We start from the raw sequence: 17,063 nt of genomic DNA on the forward strand, positions 1-17,063 counted from the left end.
AGATGACGGCAGAACTATTAGTTAACGTAACGCCATCGGAGACGCGCGTTGCGTACATTGATGGCGGTATTCTTCAGGAAATTCATATTGAGCGTGAAGCGCGGCGCGGAATCGTAGGCAATATCTACAAAGGTCGTGTCAGTCGTGTACTGCCGGGGATGCAGGCGGCTTTTGTAGATATTGGTCTGGACAAGGCCGCATTTCTGCATGCGTCAGATATTATGCCGCATACCGAATGCGTCGCCGGGGAAGAACAAAAGCAGTTTACGGTGCGCGATATTTCCGAACTGGTTCGTCAGGGCCAGGACCTGATGGTTCAGGTGGTGAAAGATCCGCTCGGCACGAAAGGCGCCCGCCTGACGACGGACATTACGCTGCCTTCCCGCTATCTGGTCTTTATGCCGGGAGCTTCTCACGTCGGCGTGTCACAGCGTATCGAGAGTGAAGCTGAACGCGAGCGGTTAAAGAAGGTGGTGGCCGAGTACTGCGATGAGCAGGGCGGTTTTATCATCCGTACCGCCGCGGAAGGGGTGCATGAACAGGAGTTAGCAGCCGATGCGGCTTACCTCAAGCGCGTATGGACTAAGGTCATGGAGCGCAAAAAACGGCAGCAGACCCGTTATCAGCTGTACGGTGAACTGGCGCTGGCTCAGCGCGTGCTGCGCGATTTTGCCGATGAGCATCTGGACCGTATTCGCGTCGACTCCCGCCTGACGTATGAATCGCTGGTGGAGTTTACCGCCGAATATATGCCGGAAATGACCAGCAAGCTGGAGCATTACAGCGGCCGTCAGCCGATTTTCGATCTCTTTGACGTGGAGAACGAAATTCAGCGCGCGCTGGAGCGTAAGGTGGAGCTGAAATCCGGCGGCTATCTGGTTATCGATCAAACCGAAGCGATGACCACCGTGGATATCAATACCGGGGCATTTGTCGGTCATCGCAATCTCGACGATACCATTTTTAATACCAATATTGAGGCGACTCAGGCGATTGCCCGCCAGCTGCGTCTGCGCAATTTGGGGGGGATTATCATTATTGATTTCATTGATATGAATAATGAAGATCACCGCCGCCGGGTGTTGCATTCACTGGAACAGGCGTTGAGTAAAGACCGGGTCAAAACCAGTATTAACGGCTTCTCCCAGCTTGGTCTGGTAGAAATGACCCGTAAGCGGACTCGTGAAAGCGTTGAGCACGTGCTGTGTAAGGATTGCCCTACCTGCCACGGACGCGGTACGGTGAAATCGGTGGAAACGGTGTGCTATGAAATCATGCGTGAGATTGTACGTGTGCATCATGCCTACGATTCCGATCGTTTCTTGGTCTATGCTTCTCCTGCGGTTGCGGAAACCCTGAAAGGGGAAGAGTCGCACGCGCTGGCGGAAGTCGAAATCTTTGTCGGCAAACAGGTCAAAGTACAAATTGAACCGCTCTATAATCAAGAGCAGTTCGATGTCGTTATGATGTAATCATCTGGTTTGCCTCTGTTCTGGCGCCCGGGAGCATGGCTAAACGACGCCTTATCCCGGAAGTCAACGCCGCCGACGCGGAGGCAAAGAGACAGATGACGTGTAAAAGTCTGACAAGGAGAGAGGCGTGAGGCGACTGCCCGGGATATTATTGCTCACCGCGGCAACATTGACAGTTGTCGTCGCACTGCTGGTGAGCGGCCTGCGTCTCGTTCTGCCGCAGCTGGACGCATGGCGCCCGCAGCTGCTGGAGAAAATCTCTGCGATTTCAGGCTCGCCGGTCAATGCTTCACAGCTCACGGCCCGCTGGGAAAATTTTGGTCCGACGCTTGACGTGCGCGATGTCTCCGCGGGTCTGAAAGACGGCGGTCAGCTCTCTGTTAAACGGGTCACTCTGGCGCTGGATGTCTGGCAAAGTCTGCTGCACATGCGCTGGCAGTTCCGCGACCTCACCTTTTGGCAGTTGAAAATCCATACCAATTCGCCCATCCAGACCAATGATGGCGGCGATAGCCTGAAAACCGACCATATCGGCGATCTTTTCCTGCGCCAGTTCGACCACTTTATTCTCCGCGATAGCCATTTGAGTTTCGTGACCATTTCCGGACAACGCGCGGAATTAGCTGTTCCGCAGCTCACCTGGCTGAACACCAATAACCGCCATCGTGCAGAAGGGCAACTGAGTCTCTCCAGTCTGAACGGCCAGCATGGGGTGATGCAGGTACGCATGGATCTGCGTGATGAAAATGGCCTGCTGAATAAAGGGCGCGTATGGCTGCAGGCGGACGATATTGACGTGAAGCCGTGGCTGGGGCGCTGGATGCAGGACAATATTGCATTGCAAAATGCGCGCTTTAGCCTCGAAGGCTGGATGACCATCGACAAAGGCGATATCGCCAGCGGCGACGTCTGGTTGAAGAAGGGCGGCGCCAGCTGGCAGGGGGACGGTCAGCCTCATCGATTGACGGTGGATAATCTGACGGCCCATATCTTCCGCGAGAAGCAGGGCTGGGGCTTCGACATCCCGGATACCCGTATCTCGATCGATGGCAAAGCCTGGCCGCGCGGCGCGCTGGCGATGGCGTGGATCCCGGCCCAGGATGTTGGCGGCGATAACCACGCGCGCAGCGATGAGCTGCGTGTCCGCGCCAGTAATCTCGATCTCACTGGCCTGACCGGGCTGCAACCGATCGCCGATAAGCTGGCTCCTGAGCTGGGCGAGGTCTGGCGCACCACGCAACCTGCCGGCAAAATCGATCTGCTGGCGCTGGATATCCCGCTGCAGGCGGCGGAGAAGTCCCGTTTTCAGGCAAGCTGGAGCGACCTCTCCTGGAAGCAGTGGAAGCTGCTGCCAGGGGCTGAGCATTTCTCCGGTAGCGTTGCCGGAAGCGTGGAAAACGGCTCGCTGCAGGCCAGTATGAGCGAGGCTAAAATGCCTTATGCCACGGTCTTCCGCGCCCCGCTGGAAATCGCCAAAGGCGATGCCACCCTTAGCTGGGTGAAGAATGACAAAGGATTTATGCTCGACGGGCGCAACATTGACGTGCAGGCGACCGGTGTACGTGCGCGGGGAGGATTCCGCTATTTACAGCCGCAGGATGATGAGCCGTGGCTGGGAATTCTGGCGGGGATCAGCACCAATGACGGCGGTCAGGCATGGCGCTATTTCCCGGAAAACCTGATGGGCAAAGAGCTGGTGGATTATCTCAGCGGCGCGATAAAAGGCGGGCAGTCAACCAACGCGACCCTGGTTTACGGCGGTAATCCGCACCTGTTCCCCTATCTGCATAACGAAGGCCAGTTCCAGGTTTCTGTGCCATTAACCAACGCCACTTTTGCCTTTCAACCGGACTGGCCGGCATTAACCGGGCTGGATATCAACCTCGACTTTATCAATAACGGTTTGTGGATGAAGGCTGATAAGGTCATGCTGGGTAACGTCACCGCCAGCAACCTTGATGCGGTTATCCCTGATTATTCGCGGGAAAAACTGCTTATTGATGCCGATATCAACGGTCCGGGGAAAGATGTCGGCCCCTATTTTAAAGAGACGCCGCTGAAAGAGACGCTGGGTTCGGCACTGGATGAGCTCCAGCTGGATGGGAATGTGAGCGCTCGCTTACATCTTGATATTCCGCTGGATGGCGAGCTGACCACCGCCAAAGGCGATGTCAATCTGGTGAATAACAGCCTGTTTATCAAACCGATTGATACGACGCTGAAGGATCTGACCGGTAAGTTCAGCTTTACAAATGGCGATCTGAAAAGCGAGACCCTGAAAGCCAGCTGGTTTAATCAGCCGCTGAATCTCGATTTTTCCACCACCGAGGGAGCTAAGGCCTTCCTGGTCAACGTTGGAATGAACGCCAGCTGGCAGCCGTCGCATACCGGTCTGCTGCCAAAAGCGGTCAATGATGCCGTGAGCGGTAGCGTGCCGTGGGACGGTAAGGTGGCCATTGAGCTGCCGTACCATGGGAATGCGAGCTATAAGGTTGATATCAACGGCGATCTGAAAAACGTAAGCAGCGACTTACCTTCTCCGGTCGATAAAAAAGCGGGGGAGCCGCTGCCGGTGAAAATTAATGTTGCTGGCGGGTTAAACAGCTTCGAGCTGACCGGCGCGATTGGTGCGAAAAATCATTTCAACAGCCGCTGGTTGCTGAGCCGTAAGCTGACGCTGGATCGGGCGATTTTAACCTCTGATAGCAAAGCCATTTCTCCACTGCCGGATCAGGCCGGCGTTGAGCTGAATATGCCGCCGATGGATGGCGCGGAGTGGCTGGCGCTTTTCCAGGGCGGCGCAGTCAATGAGGTCAGCAGCAATGTTCTCTTCCCGGAACGTATAACGTTGCGTACGCCGTCGCTGACATTTGCTGGCCAAAGCTGGAACAACGTGAGCCTGGTGAGCCAACCGGATGCCGGTGGCTCGAAGGTTGAAGCCCAGGGGCGCGAAATTAACGCCTCTTTGACAATGCGGCAAAATGCTCCCTGGCAGGCCGCTATTCGCTACCTGTATTACAACCCGGCCGCCGCTCAGAAGAGCGGTGAGACGTCCGGCGGGGCGAGCCCGCTTGCCAGTAAGCGCCTTGATTTTCGCGGTTGGCCGGATCTTCAGCTGCGCTGCGCAGAGTGCTGGCTATGGGGGCAAAAATACGGGCGCATCGACGGTGATTTCTCAATTAAAGGCGATACCCTGACGCTGGCTAACGGGCTGGTGGATACCGGTTTTGGCCGTCTGACTTCCGACGGCGTATGGGTCAACGCCCCGGGCGGCGTGCGGACGTCGCTGAAAGGCAAACTCCATGGGAATAAAACGGATGCCTTTGCCAGCTTCTTCGGTATTTCAACGCCGGTGAAAGGGTCGTCGTTCGATGTCGATTACGATTTGCACTGGCGCGCACCGCCGTGGCAGCCGGATGTGGCATCGCTCAATGGGGTGCTGAAAAGCCATCTCGGGAAAGGCGAATTTACCGACATCAGCACCGGTCATGCCGGGCAGCTGTTGCGTCTGCTGAGCGTCGATGCGCTGTTGCGGAAGCTGCGTTTCGACTTTAGCGATACCTTCAGCGAAGGCTTCTATTTTGATTCGATCAACAGCACGGCATGGATTAAAGATGGTGTGCTGAATACGGATGATACGCTGGTGGATGGCCTCGAGGCGGATATCGCTATGAAAGGCTCGGTCGATCTGGTACGCCGCCGACTGGATATGCAGGCCGTCGTGGCCCCGGAAATTTCGGCCACCGTCGGTGTTGCGACAGCGTTTGTGATTAACCCGATAGTCGGCGCCGCGGTATTTGCCGCCAGTAAAGTGCTGGGGCCGCTGTGGAACAAAGTATCTATCCTGCGCTATCGCATCACTGGCCCTATCGATCAGCCGCAGATCAATGAAGTTCTGCGCCAGGCGCGCAGCGACAAAAAGCAATGATTTGACGATTGCGGGGAATTACCGCACTCTCAATGGATAGCGTTTTTTATTTCCGCCTGACCGGCGGCAACAAACGAGTAGCATAACGATGAGTCTGAACCTGGTAAGTGAACAATTACTGTCAGCAAATGGCCTGAATCATCAGGATCTTTTTGCCATTCTTGGCCAGTTGGCCGAGCGCCGTCTGGATTACGGCGATCTCTATTTTCAGTCGAGCTATCACGAATCCTGGGTTCTGGAAGACAGCATCATTAAAGATGGTTCGTACAACATTGACCAGGGCGTCGGCGTTCGTGCGGTCAGCGGCGAGAAAACGGGTTTTGCTTATGCCGATCAAATCAGCCGGCTGGCGCTGGAACAGAGCGCGCAGGCGGCGCGTACCATTGTGCGCGACAGCGGCGACGGCAAAGTGCGTACCCTGGGGGCGGTAGAATACAGCGCGCTGTATACCAGTATCGATCCGCTGCAAAGTATGAGCCGCGAAGAGAAACTGGATATCCTGCGCCGCGTCGATAAAGCGGCTCGCGCCGCTGATAAACGCGTGCAGGAAGTGTCCGCCAGCCTGAGCGGCGTATATGAATTGATTCTGGTCGCGGCGACCGATGGGACCTTAGCGGCGGACGTTCGTCCGCTGGTGCGTCTGTCGGTCAGCGTATTGGTGGAAGACGACGGTAAACGTGAACGCGGCTCCAGCGGCGGCGGCGGTCGTTTTGGCTATGACTATTTCCTGGCTGCCGAAGACGGTGAAGTTCGTGCCGATGCCTGGGCGAAAGAAGCGGTGCGGATGGCGCTGGTGAATTTATCTGCCGTTGCCGCCCCGGCGGGCATGCTGCCGGTGGTGCTGGGTGCCGGCTGGCCTGGCGTGTTGCTGCATGAAGCGGTAGGACACGGTCTGGAAGGCGATTTCAATCGTCGCGGTACTTCGGTGTTCAGCGGCCATATGGGTGAACTGGTGGCTTCCGAACTGTGCACCGTGGTGGATGATGGTACCATTGCCAATCGCCGCGGCTCGTTGGCCGTTGATGACGAAGGGACGCCGGGCCAATACAACGTGCTGATTGAGAACGGTATCCTGAAAGGCTATATGCAGGACAAACTCAACGCGCGTTTGATGGGCGTTGCGCCGACCGGTAACGGCCGCCGCGAGTCATACGCCCATCTGCCCATGCCGCGGATGACCAACACCTACATGCTGGCAGGTAAATCGACGCCGCAGGAAATTATTGAATCGGTTGATTACGGTATCTATGCCCCGAACTTTGGCGGCGGTCAGGTCGATATCACCTCAGGTAAGTTTGTGTTCTCCACTTCAGAAGCCTACCTGATCGAAAAAGGGAAGGTCACGAAAGCAGTGAAGGGGGCGACCCTGATTGGTTCCGGGATTGAAGCGATGCAGCAGATTTCCATGGTCGGTAACGATCTGAAGCTGGATAGCGGTGTCGGCGTGTGCGGTAAAGAGGGCCAGAGCGTGCCGGTAGGCGTGGGTCAACCGACGCTGAAAGTCGATAATCTTACCGTTGGCGGAACCGCCTGAGTATTCTGAATGCGCTTCCGCATCTTGCGGAGGCGCAGCTTGCACCGGCCATCGTTGCTGTGTGTGTCGTGTCGCTAGCGAGCAATTCCCCGGCCGTGCATCCCCTGGTAAATTTTTGCCACCTCGACGAAATACTCCGTCAGTGAATTAATACAGACCTGAACCTTCAGCGGTAGCTTGTCTTTCTCGGTATACACCGCATACACCGGACGAGGATCGGACTGGTAGCTTGGCAGCAGGATCTCCAGCTCTCCGTGGTTGATCTCTTCGATCGCCCACATCAGCGGAACGTAAGCCACGCCGACGCCTGCGGTCAACCAGCGTACCAGCGTCATGGGGTCGTTGGTGACAAAGCGGCCCTGCGGAATCAGTTTGGTTGAGATCCCTTCCGGGGCGATAATTTCAAATTCATTATCAGGGCGCACGCTGTACTCAAGCCACGAATGGCTGGCGAGATCGGCGGGTTTTTCCGGGATCCCCGCCTGCTGCAGGTAGCTTTTCGCTGCGCAGAGCACCATCGGCATCGAGCCAAGCCGGCGGGAGAAGAGACTGGAATCCTGCAATGCCCCGACACGGATCACCACATCGAGCCCGTCAGCAATCAGGTCCGGCGCCGGAATTCCGGTAACCAGGTTGACGGATAAACCCGGGTACTCTTTCAGCATTCCAGCGGTAATGTGGGCCAGGACATTCTGTGCCATAGTTGAAGAGCAGCCGACGCGCAGCGTACCGATGGGCGTATTGTTAAACGCGTACAGTTGCTCATGGACGTCCTGCGCTTCGAACAGCATTCGTCGGCAGCCCTGGTAATAGATCTTGCCGGCTTCTGTTAAGCCAAGGCTGCGGGTGCTGCGGTTGAGCAGCTTCACCTGGAGTTCATCTTCCAGTCTGGAGACAGTCTGGCTGATGGATGAAACGCTCATCTGGAGCTGGTGTGCCGTGGCGGTAAATGAACCAAGTTCAACCACTTTGGCAAAAACGGACATGCGTTTTAATCGTTCCATTGTTCACTCTGACTTAAAAGTGATTTAGATCACATAATATAGATCATGCTGCAATTGTTACGTTACTATATTGTTAGCTACATAATAAACGCTTCACGCATATCACCTGTACGCTTCTTATCAAGGTCATCATGAGTCTGTTTCCTGTCATCGTGATTTTCGGCTTGTCGTTTCCGCCGATCTTCTTTGAGCTGCTAATATCGCTGGCCATTTTCTGGCTGGTACACCGGCTGCTGGTTCCCACCGGCATCTATGATTTTGTCTGGCACCCTGCACTGTTTAATACCGCGTTATATTGCTGCCTTTTTTATCTGATATCGCGTTTGTTCGTTTGAGGTCGATGTGAAAACACTAACAAGAAATATCTTCCGTACCGCAATCACTGTGATACTGGTTATCCTGGCATTTGTCGCGATTTTTCGCGCCTGGGTCTATTACACCGCGTCTCCCTGGACGCGCGACGCGCGATTCAGCGCCGACATCGTGGCTATCGCACCCGATGTATCCGGGCTGATTTCCCAGGTAAATATCAAGGATAACCAGCTGGTTAAGAAAGACCAGGTTTTGTTTGTGATTGACCAGCCGCGTTATCAGAAAGCCCTCGAAGAAGCTCAGGCCGACGTTTCCTATTACCAGACTCTGGCGCAGGAAAAACGTGTTGAAGCCGGCCGCCGTAACAGGCTGGGCGTACAGGCGATGTCTCGTGAAGAGATAGACCAGGCCAATAACGTCTTACAAACGGTAGAGCATCAGCTGGCGAAAGCCGTGGCCAGCCGGGATCTGGCAAAGCTCGATCTTGAACGCACGGTTGTCCGCGCGCCGGCCGATGGTTGGGTGACCAACCTCAACGTTTACAACGGTGAATTTATTACCCGTGGCTCGACAGCCGTGGCGCTGGTTAAGCAAAACACCTTTTACGTGGTGGCCTACCTTGAAGAGACCAAACTGGAAGGGGTACGTCAGGGATACCGTGCGGAAATTACCCCGCTGGGAAGCAGCCGCTCGATTAAAGGTACGGTGGATAGCATCGCCGCCGGGGTGACCAACGCCAGCAGCAGCAGCGACGCCAAAGGGATGGCTTCCGTGGATTCTAACCTTGAATGGGTTCGTCTGGCGCAGCGCGTGCCGGTCCGCATTCGACTCGACAAGCAGCAGGGCAATCTGTGGCCAGCGGGGACAACCGCGACGGTGGTGATTACCGGTAAAGAAGACCGCGATACAACCCAGGTGAACTTCTTCCAGAAACTGGCGATGCGCCTGCGTGAGTTTGGTTAATCGCCATGGGGATCTTCACCATTTCTCCCCGGCACCTGCGCTTCGCGATTAAATTAGCGTGTGCGGTGGTGCTGGCACTCTTTGTCGGCTTCCATTTTCAACTGGAAACGCCGCGCTGGGCGGTACTCACGGCGGCCATTGTCACCGCGGGTCCCGCGTTTGCCGCCGGCGGAGAACCTTATTCTGGCGCGATCCGCTATCGCGGGATGCTGCGTATTGTCGGGACGTTTATCGGCTGTATTGCCGCGCTGGCGATAATCATTCTGATGATTCGCGCGCCGCTGCTGATGATGCTGGTGTGCTGTCTGTGGGCGGGTTTCTGCACCTGGATCTCCTCGCTGGTTCGCGTCGAAAACTCCTATGCTTGGGGGCTGGCAGGCTATACCGCGCTGATCATTATTATCACCATTCATACCGATCCGATGCTGGCGCCGCAGTTTGCCGTTGAGCGTTGCAGCGAGATTGTGGTGGGGATTGTCAGCGCCATTATGGCGGACCTGTTATTTTCCCCGCGCTCGATTAAGAAAGAGATCGATCTTGAGCTGGATAACCTGCTGATCGAACAGTACCGCCTGATGCAACTTTGTGTGGCGCATGGCGACAGCGAAGTGGTTGATAAAGCATGGGGTTCGCTGGTGCGTCGGACCAGTGCGCTGGAAGGAATGCGCAGCAACCTGATTATGGAGTCCTCGCGCTGGGCCAGGGTCAATCAGCGCCTGAAGGCCATTAATACTCTTTCTTTAACGCTGATTACTCAGGCCTGCGAAACGTACCTGATCCAGAATTCGCGCCCGGAAATCGTGACCAATGATTACCGCGAGCTGTTTGCCGAGCCGGTTGAAACCGTGCAGGACGTCCATCGACAGTTGAAAAGAATGCGCCGTTTTCTGACCTGGAAGGGGGAGCACAATACGCCGGTCACTATTTACAGCTGGGTTGGCGCCGCGACACGCTATCTGCTGTTGAAGCGCGGCGTGGTCGGCAATACCAGGATCAGCCGGGTTGAAGATGAAGTGCTGCAGGGTGAGGTGGTGATAAAGGCAGGGTCCGCCGAGCGTCATCATGCGATGGTCAACTTCTGGCGCACCTCCATTTCCTGCATTCTTGGGACGCTGTTCTGGCTGTGGACCGGCTGGACGTCCGGTAGCGGGGCGATGGTGATGATTGCGGTGGTGACGTCGCTCGCCATGCGCCTGCCCAACCCACGAATGGTGGCAATAGATTTTCTCTACGGTACGCTGGCGGCCTTACCGCTGGGGGCGTTGTTCTTCCTGGTGATTATGCCCGCCACGCAGCAGAGTATGCTGCTGCTGTGTATCAGCCTGGCGGCGATGGCGTTCTTTATTGGTATTGAGGTACAAAAACGGCGGCTGGGATCGCTGGGGGCGCTGGCGAGTACCATCAACATTCTGGTACTGGATAACCCTATGCAGTTTCAGTTCAGCCAGTTTCTTGATAGCGCGCTGGGCCAGATCGTCGGCTGTTTTCTGGCGCTGATGGTGATTCTGCTGGTGCGGGATAATTCACAAGCGCGTACCGGACGTGTGCTGCTGAATCAGTTTGTTTCGGCCGCGGTGTCATCCCTGACGACCAATACCTCTCGCCGTAAAGAGAACCATTTGCCGGCGCTTTATCAGCAGCTGTTCCTCTTGCTGAATAAGTTCCCCGGCGATATCGCCCGTTTCCGCCTGGCGCTGACCCTGATTATTGCCCATCAGCGTCTGCGGGATGCGCCTGTGCCGGTGAACGACGATCTGTCGGCATTTCACCGCCAGCTGCGCCGCACTGCGGACCATGTGATTTCCGCAGGCAGCGATGATAAACGACGTCGCTATTTTGCTCGTTTGTTAGAAGAGCTGGACGTTTATCAGGAAAAACTGCAGGTCTGGGAGGCGCCACCGCAGGTGACGGAACCGGTCCGACGGCTGGTGGATATGTTGCGTAAGTACCAGCATGTATTGACCAATAGCTAACTACCTGAACCGACGCTGAAGCGTCGGTTTTTTTATCACTATACTTAATCGTCGGGGATATTCGCGTTTCGTTCAGGGAAGCAGGGAGAGAAAACCCGGCGCGTGGAGGCATAGGCAGTATTGGCAGGTGGCAATAGCGCGATGTTGACAGGGTGTGGGCGATGACTATCTATACATTTGATTTTGATGATATAGCCGATCAGCAGGATTTCTATCGTGAATTTTCTCGGAGCTTCTCGCTCAACCGCGAGCAGGTGAACAATCTGGACTCATTGTGGGAAGCCGTTACCAGCGGTCTGCTGCCGCTGCCGCTGGAGATTGAGTTTATTCACTTAAGCGATAAGCAGCGTCGGCGCTTTGGCGCCTTGATATTGCTGTTTGATGAAGCGGAAGAAGAGCTGGAAGGGGAGCTTCGGTTTAACGCCAGGCAGGCATAAAAAAGCCCCCGACAAGCGGGGGCAAGTCGTCGGATAAGACGACGAGGGTTTATTTGTACAACTCAGCTGTAGCGTGCCAGCTATCGCCGGTACGGGCTTCAATAATACGGTAGCTGCTTGCACCTTCTTTTTCGGCTTTAGCCGCCAGTTCATGGCGCATATCCATCGGGGCGCTGCCTACCTGAGAAACAGAGATGGTGCCCATCGACTGCAGGTTTTGAGCTTGTTCCGCGTTGACCTGATGTACGGCGGCGCTAGCGCCGAAGGAGAGAACGGAAGCCAGGCCCAGGGATGCGATGATCATTGAACGTTTCATAATCTTTACTCCAACCATTTGTTGCAGCGGCGGGAGGCTTTATATGGGCCTGGGCCGCTGTGAATTATTCGTATTTAGTTCGTAACCGACAATCATTACGTCTTATTTATAAAGCTCTGCCGTAGCGTGCCAGTGGTCACCGGTACGGGCTTCGATGATGCGATAAGAAGACGCACCTTCTTCCTGAGCTTTTTTGTTCAGCATCTCATGCATATCCATCGGGGAAGAACTCACCGCGCCGACGGAAATGGTACCGATTGACTGACGGCCTTGCGCCTGATCGCTGTTGATAGAGTCAGCGGCGAAAGCGCCAAAGGACAGAACAGACAGGATGCTTAGTGCAGCTACAGTTGTTTTGATTTTCATGATGTTCACCTCGTCGAATCTTATTATTGAGGGCTCTTCGTTTCGTGACCCTCATCACAAAATCAAGTATACACTAATCACCAAAAATATTAATACCACGCTAATGGTTGTATGAGTAAATAATTACAAAGAATTGTCGTTTTTATAACGTATAAGAATTAGAAATGTCATTTACTCGCCATAGAAGTCTGATATAGCGATTAAAATCATATAGATAGGGTATTTTGATATTTTGTGCGCTTCTGGCCCGTTCATTCGGTAAAAGTATGTATAGAGGCCGAAAACCACACTAAATGTTAAAGAAATGCAATATTTTTGAAAAGACCCTCTGGTGGGAACCAGAGGGGAGGCTCTCAGAGTTCCTGTTCAAACAGGACGAGAATGGCGTCGTACAGATCTTTGACGGTGAAGCCTCTGGCCGGGGTCGTAAAGATAGTGTCATCGCCGGCAATGCTGCCGAGAATCCCTTCCGCCTTCCCGAGAGAGTCCAGCAGGCGAGCAATCAGCTGCGCAGCGCCCGGGCTGGTATGGATAACCACGACCGCATCGTTATAGTCGATATCCAACACGAGGTTTTTCAGCGGGCTGGAGGTCGTAGGAACGCCAAGTTCGGCAGGCAGGCAATAGACCATCTCCATTTTGGCGTTACGGGTACGAACCGCGCCAAATTTTGTCAACATGCGGGAGACTTTCGATTGGTTGATATTATCGAAACCTTCTTCCTGCAGCGCCTGGACGATTTCACCTTGAGAGCTGAACTTTTCTTCTTTAAGCAGCAGTTTAAACGCTTTAACCAGTTCTTCTTGTTTTGCCGAACTTCGCATAAGTCACCCAAATTATGGTGGTAAAAACAACATCATTATGCATAGTAATGAATTTTTATGCAAATAATCCGCAGGGGGATAAAGTAAATAATGTTATGAAGGGGGCATATTTTAGCAAATAACCCTGCTAAGGAACATGCCTTCATCACAGCGCGTAAATCGCTGTAAAAGTAAACTAAATGTTATGAGAATGATGTTGTTTTGCCGAGTGAGCTGGGTGTATTGTAACCAATAGTCGATCCGGTACTACGTTTTGCTGGATGGTCAGTCTCAGGGATGAAAATGCGAAGCGGATGCATCGCTGCGCACCAGAACGCATTCTTCAACCATACTTATTGTAATTGTTCATCTTGTGAATTAAGGTCCAGGCGACGGAGTAACGAAAGACTATATTAACCATAATAAGGAGTTTAGGATGAAAGTTGCAGTCCTCGGCGCCGCTGGTGGAATCGGCCAGGCGCTTGCCCTACTACTTAAGACCCAACTGCCTTCAGGTTCAGAACTCTCGTTGTACGACATTGCTCCGGTCACGCCGGGCGTGGCGGTTGATCTTAGCCATATTCCTACCGATGTAAAAATCAAAGGTTTCTCCGGTGAAGACGCAACTCCGGCGCTTGTTGGGGCTGATGTGGTGCTGATTTCCGCCGGCGTAGCCCGTAAACCAGGCATGGATCGCTCCGATTTATTTAACGTTAACGCTGGTATCGTGAAGAACCTGGTACAGCAGATAGCGAAAACCTGCCCGCAGGCCTGCATCGGTATCATTACTAACCCGGTGAACACCACGGTGGCCATCGCGGCAGAGGTGCTGAAAAAAGCCGGCGTTTACGATAAGAACAAACTGTTTGGCGTGACCACGCTGGACATCATCCGTTCAAATACCTTTGTGGCTGAGCTGAAAGGTAAATCCGCATCCGACGTTGAAGTGCCGGTTATTGGCGGCCACTCCGGCGTGACCATCCTGCCGCTATTGTCACAGATTGCTGGCGTGAGCTTCAGCGAGCAAGAAGTTGCCGATCTGACAAAACGCATCCAGAACGCCGGCACCGAAGTTGTTGAAGCGAAAGCCGGTGGCGGTTCTGCCACGCTTTCTATGGGGCAGGCGGCCGCCCGCTTTGGTCTTTCCTTAGTGCGTGCGATGCAGGGCGAGAAAGGCGTGGTCGAATGCGCTTATGTTGAAGGTGATGGCCAGTACGCGCGTTTCTTCTCGCAACCGTTACTGCTGGGCAAAAACGGCATCGAAGAGCGTCAGTCGTTCGGTAAGCTGAGCGCATTTGAGCAACAGGCGCTGGAAGGCATGCTCGATACGCTGAAGAAAGATATCGCCCTGGGCGAAGATTTTGTTAACAAGTAATTGTTCTGATTTGCCAATGATATAAACGAGCGGGCAGCCTTGCCCGCTCGCTGTTTTTAACGCCCCTGCCGCTTCCCGCGCTGTTGATTGTTATCAAAATGTGATCGCCTCTGCAACTTCGGCAATCCCTTCCTGATTCTTGATTTTTTGGTCACGCTACGACCGAATTTCCACCCGGCTCTTAAGGCGGGGCTGGTTTTGACTGGCTTATATTGATTTCACCTTGCCGCCATCACCGGGAAAAAAATGACCTCCTTAATGCTTAAGCGCAGTGATTACTTCACGAGTGCCGCCCATCCGGTGGCGGTGGAGCACCGCTGCCCGCAGGATATCTTCCCCCTGCATCGCCATGATTTTGACGAAATCGTTATTGTCTGGCGCGGCAACGGATTACACATCTGGAACGGGCTGCCGTACCGCATTACCTACGGTGACGTGCTGTATGTGACCCAGCAGGATAGCCATTACTACCAGTCGGTCGATAACCTCGAGCTGGGCAACATCCTGTTTTGCCGCGACCGCCTGCGCCTGGGCACCGACTGGCACAATCTGCTGCCCGGCACGGAAACCCACCAGCAAAGCCGTAGCTGGCGATTAACCCGGGAGTCGCTGGCAGTGATCCGCCAGCACGTCGAGCGCCTGGCCAGCGAGTGCGGCAGGCGGGACCCCGTTTCTTTACGCCTGAGCGAGTCGATATTTCTCGAACTGGTACTTTTGCTGATGCGCCACCGCTACGCACCGGACAAGCTGACTTCTCATGCCCGTCAGGATATCGATCTGGTCATCGCCAGCCTCGGCTCGCGGCTGAATGAGAGATTTGAGCTGGAATCCCTCTGCGCGCAGCACCAGCTTTCTCCGCGTTCGGTACGCGACGCTTTCAAACAGATAACCGGTATGACCATCAGCCGCTACCAGATGCAGCGCCGCCTGTGCCGCGCCATCACGCTGCTCGGCACCAGCGACCTCTCCATTGCAGAAGTGGCGGAGGTAAGCGGTTTTAGCGACAGCAACTATTTCTCGGTCATCTTTCAGAAAAGCTTTAACCAGTCTCCCAGCCATTGTCGACGAGCGCTTCAGGCGCGGGGGCTGGGACGTGGACATTTTCCTTTCTCAGACGATTTATCCTCATCAGGAGACAACCTATGAATATACCCGCCACGCTTAATACCGCGCTATTTGGTATCGGGCTCAATACCTACTGGCCGCAGTTCAGCGGCCTCGAACAGCGCCTGCTGGGCTACCTGCAGGAGATTGAAGAGCAGCTCTCTACGCCGTCGCTGACTGTGCTGAACGGCGGGCTGGTGGATTCGCTGGAGAAAAGCGATGCGCTGGCCCTGCGCCTCAGGCAGTTTTCGCCGGACGTCATCGTGATCGCCATCAGCACCTATGCCCTGAGCTCCACCGTGCTGCCGCTGGTGCAGCAGTTCAGCGTGCCGGTGCTGATCCTGGCCCTCCAGCCGGAGCGGACGTTGCCGTACAGCGTGATTCGCGATCTGCCCGATCGCGGGGCGCGCACCGGCGAGTGGCTGGCGCATTGCCAGGCGTGCAGCGCGCCGGAACTGGCGAACGTCTTTAATCGCGCCGGGATCCACTGGGAAATGATCGTCGGAGCATTGCACAACGATCCCCACGTCTGGCGGGAAACCTGCGCCTGGCTGACGGCGCTGACGCTGAAAAAGCAGCTGGCGCAGACGCAGATTGGCGTGCTCGGCCACTACTACAACGGCATGTACGACGTCTATTCCAACATGACGAACCTCTCAGCGAAGCTGGGCGTTCGCTTCCAGCCGCTGGAGATGTGCGAGCTGCTGAGCTGGCGCGAGCAGGTTTCCGACAGGCAAATAGAAGAGAAACGGCGGGAAATAAGGGAAAAGCTGGTCATCGATGACAGCTGCGATGAGCGGGAGTTGCTGCGGGCAACGCATACCGCCGTCGCTCTCGACGACCTGGTCCGGGAAAACAAACTGCACGCGCTGGCGTACTACTACGAAGGCACGCCGGGCAGCGCCCATGAAAATATCGTCACCTCGCTGATTCTGGGCAACACGCTGCTTACCGGGCGGGATATTCCGGTTGCCGGGGAGTACGAAGTTAAAAACGTTATCGCGATGAAAATTCTCTCCTTACTCGGGGCCGGAGGCTCGTTTGCCGAACCTTACGGCATTGATTTCGATGATGATGTCGTGCTGTGGGGGCATGACGGCCCGGCTCATCCGGCGATGGCTGAAGGTGAAGTGCGCCTGGTGCCTTTGCCGGTTTATCACGGTAAGCCCGGCAAAGGGATCTCGATCCAGATGAGTGTACGCAACGGGCCGGTCACCTTCCTGTCGGTGGTGGAGGACGTCAACAACCGGGTGATTTTGCAGTACGCCGAAGGAGAATCGCTGGCGGGAGAAATACTGGATATCGGCAACACCAACAGCCGCTACCGCTTCGCCTGCGGCGCCCGGGCCTTCACCGAAAGCTGGTCGCGCGGCGGGGCGGCTCATCACTGCGCCATCGGTATCGGGCACCACGGTACGACGCTTGAAAAGCTCGCCAGTCTGCTCGGCGTGACGGCTACCCGCATTGTATAACCGC

The 17,063-nt window shown here is 55.1% G+C and carries 14 protein-coding genes; 10 read left to right on the forward strand and 4 right to left on the reverse strand.

Translation table 11 applies throughout. From position 1 onward, the window contains the following. The first annotated feature begins 2 nt into the window (after positions 1 to 2). From rng to tldD, 3 genes are all read left to right on the forward strand, one after another. Positions 3 to 1,472 carry a ribonuclease G gene (gene rng, locus DSD31_RS02545; RefSeq protein WP_004868271.1) on the forward strand — a complete coding sequence of 490 codons (1,470 nt, stop codon included), beginning with the start codon at positions 3 to 5 and terminating at the stop codon, positions 1,470 to 1,472. A 127-nt stretch (positions 1,473 to 1,599) separates the two neighbouring features. Next, positions 1,600 to 5,400, forward strand: coding sequence for an AsmA2 domain-containing protein YhdP (gene yhdP / locus DSD31_RS02550; RefSeq protein WP_113990815.1), 3,801 nt, complete (start codon positions 1,600 to 1,602; stop codon positions 5,398 to 5,400). An 88-nt stretch (positions 5,401 to 5,488) separates the two neighbouring features. Then, positions 5,489 to 6,934 (forward strand): metalloprotease TldD, encoded by a 1,446-nt coding sequence (tldD, locus tag DSD31_RS02555; RefSeq protein ID WP_032690544.1) that lies wholly within the window; start codon positions 5,489 to 5,491, stop codon positions 6,932 to 6,934. Positions 6,935 to 7,008: 74 nt separating this feature from the next. Here tldD and aaeR read toward each other — a convergent pair whose 3' ends face one another. Then, positions 7,009 to 7,938, reverse strand: coding sequence for an HTH-type transcriptional activator AaeR (aaeR, locus tag DSD31_RS02560; protein ID WP_113990816.1), 930 nt, complete (start codon positions 7,936 to 7,938; stop codon positions 7,009 to 7,011). Between the two features lie 131 nt (positions 7,939 to 8,069). Here aaeR and aaeX point away from each other — a divergent pair, with 131 nt between their 5' ends. The 4 genes from aaeX (at position 8,070) to DSD31_RS02580 (ending at position 11,623) form a co-directional block, all read left to right on the forward strand. After that, positions 8,070 to 8,273: a p-hydroxybenzoic acid efflux pump operon protein AaeX gene (gene aaeX / locus DSD31_RS02565; protein WP_004868260.1), complete on the forward strand. Its 204-nt coding sequence runs from the start codon at positions 8,070 to 8,072 to the stop codon at positions 8,271 to 8,273. Between the two features lie 7 nt (positions 8,274 to 8,280). Continuing rightward, positions 8,281 to 9,213, forward strand: coding sequence for a p-hydroxybenzoic acid efflux pump subunit AaeA (aaeA, locus tag DSD31_RS02570; protein ID WP_004868258.1), 933 nt, complete (start codon positions 8,281 to 8,283; stop codon positions 9,211 to 9,213). 5 nt (positions 9,214 to 9,218) lie between these two features. Then, a complete protein-coding gene (aaeB, locus tag DSD31_RS02575; RefSeq protein ID WP_032718296.1) occupies positions 9,219 to 11,186 on the forward strand; it encodes a p-hydroxybenzoic acid efflux pump subunit AaeB in 1,968 nt (655 codons plus the stop codon). A 161-nt stretch (positions 11,187 to 11,347) separates the two neighbouring features. Next, entirely contained in the window at positions 11,348 to 11,623 is a 276-nt protein-coding gene (locus tag DSD31_RS02580; RefSeq protein ID WP_004868252.1) for a barstar family protein, read from the forward strand. A 49-nt stretch (positions 11,624 to 11,672) separates the two neighbouring features. Here the strand turns inward: DSD31_RS02580 and yhcN-B are convergent, their stop codons facing one another. The 3 genes from yhcN-B to argR all read right to left on the reverse strand — a co-directional run bounded on the left by yhcN-B (position 11,673) and on the right by argR (position 13,129). Then, positions 11,673 to 11,939 carry a DUF1471 family stress response protein YhcN-B gene (gene yhcN-B / locus DSD31_RS02585; RefSeq protein ID WP_004868249.1) on the reverse strand — a complete coding sequence of 89 codons (267 nt, stop codon included), beginning with the start codon at positions 11,937 to 11,939 and terminating at the stop codon, positions 11,673 to 11,675. Between the two features lie 102 nt (positions 11,940 to 12,041). After that, the gene (yhcN, locus tag DSD31_RS02590) at positions 12,042 to 12,305 is read right to left on the reverse strand and encodes a peroxide/acid stress response protein YhcN (protein ID WP_004868247.1); all 264 of its coding nucleotides are present in this window, start codon (positions 12,303 to 12,305) and stop codon (positions 12,042 to 12,044) included. A 353-nt stretch (positions 12,306 to 12,658) separates the two neighbouring features. Continuing rightward, positions 12,659 to 13,129, reverse strand: a complete 471-nt coding sequence (gene argR, locus DSD31_RS02595) for a transcriptional regulator ArgR (protein WP_004868245.1) — start codon at positions 13,127 to 13,129, stop codon at positions 12,659 to 12,661. 415 nt (positions 13,130 to 13,544) lie between these two features. On the opposite strand from argR, the gene mdh reads away from it, so the two are divergent. The 3 genes from mdh to DSD31_RS02610 all read left to right on the forward strand — a co-directional run bounded on the left by mdh (position 13,545) and on the right by DSD31_RS02610 (position 17,059). Beyond that, a complete protein-coding gene (gene mdh / locus DSD31_RS02600; RefSeq protein WP_004868243.1) occupies positions 13,545 to 14,483 on the forward strand; it encodes a malate dehydrogenase in 939 nt (312 codons plus the stop codon). A 246-nt stretch (positions 14,484 to 14,729) separates the two neighbouring features. After that, a complete protein-coding gene (locus DSD31_RS02605) occupies positions 14,730 to 15,629 on the forward strand; it encodes a helix-turn-helix domain-containing protein (RefSeq protein ID WP_015585642.1) in 900 nt (299 codons plus the stop codon). Further along, entirely contained in the window at positions 15,626 to 17,059 is a 1,434-nt protein-coding gene (locus DSD31_RS02610) for an L-fucose/L-arabinose isomerase family protein (RefSeq protein WP_044346968.1), read from the forward strand. Before DSD31_RS02605 ends, DSD31_RS02610 begins: the two co-directional genes overlap by 4 nt. The last annotated feature ends 4 nt before the right edge of the window (positions 17,060 to 17,063 follow it).

Origin of the sequence: Klebsiella sp. X13 (assembly GCF_003323835.1) — a bacterium.
GTDB classification, from domain to species: domain Bacteria; phylum Pseudomonadota; class Gammaproteobacteria; order Enterobacterales; family Enterobacteriaceae; genus Klebsiella; species Klebsiella ornithinolytica.

Excerpts from the sequence above, each read along its gene's own strand:
- argR (WP_004868245.1), bottom strand. The coding sequence starts at position 13,129 with ATGCGAAGTTCGGCAAAACAAGAAGAACTGGTTAAAGCGTTTAAACTG.
- aaeX (WP_004868260.1), top strand. The coding sequence starts at position 8,070 with ATGAGTCTGTTTCCTGTCATCGTGATTTTCGGCTTGTCGTTTCCGCCG.
- yhcN-B (WP_004868249.1), bottom strand. The coding sequence starts at position 11,939 with ATGAAACGTTCAATGATCATCGCATCCCTGGGCCTGGCTTCCGTTCTC.
- tldD (WP_032690544.1), top strand. The coding sequence starts at position 5,489 with ATGAGTCTGAACCTGGTAAGTGAACAATTACTGTCAGCAAATGGCCTG.
- yhcN (WP_004868247.1), bottom strand. The coding sequence starts at position 12,305 with ATGAAAATCAAAACAACTGTAGCTGCACTAAGCATCCTGTCTGTTCTG.
- aaeR (WP_113990816.1), bottom strand. The coding sequence starts at position 7,938 with ATGGAACGATTAAAACGCATGTCCGTTTTTGCCAAAGTGGTTGAACTT.
- mdh (WP_004868243.1), top strand. The coding sequence starts at position 13,545 with ATGAAAGTTGCAGTCCTCGGCGCCGCTGGTGGAATCGGCCAGGCGCTT.
- DSD31_RS02610 (WP_044346968.1), top strand. The coding sequence starts at position 15,626 with ATGAATATACCCGCCACGCTTAATACCGCGCTATTTGGTATCGGGCTC.
- DSD31_RS02580 (WP_004868252.1), top strand. The coding sequence starts at position 11,348 with ATGACTATCTATACATTTGATTTTGATGATATAGCCGATCAGCAGGAT.
- aaeB (WP_032718296.1), top strand. The coding sequence starts at position 9,219 with ATGGGGATCTTCACCATTTCTCCCCGGCACCTGCGCTTCGCGATTAAA.
- DSD31_RS02605 (WP_015585642.1), top strand. The coding sequence starts at position 14,730 with ATGACCTCCTTAATGCTTAAGCGCAGTGATTACTTCACGAGTGCCGCC.
- rng (WP_004868271.1), top strand. The coding sequence starts at position 3 with ATGACGGCAGAACTATTAGTTAACGTAACGCCATCGGAGACGCGCGTT.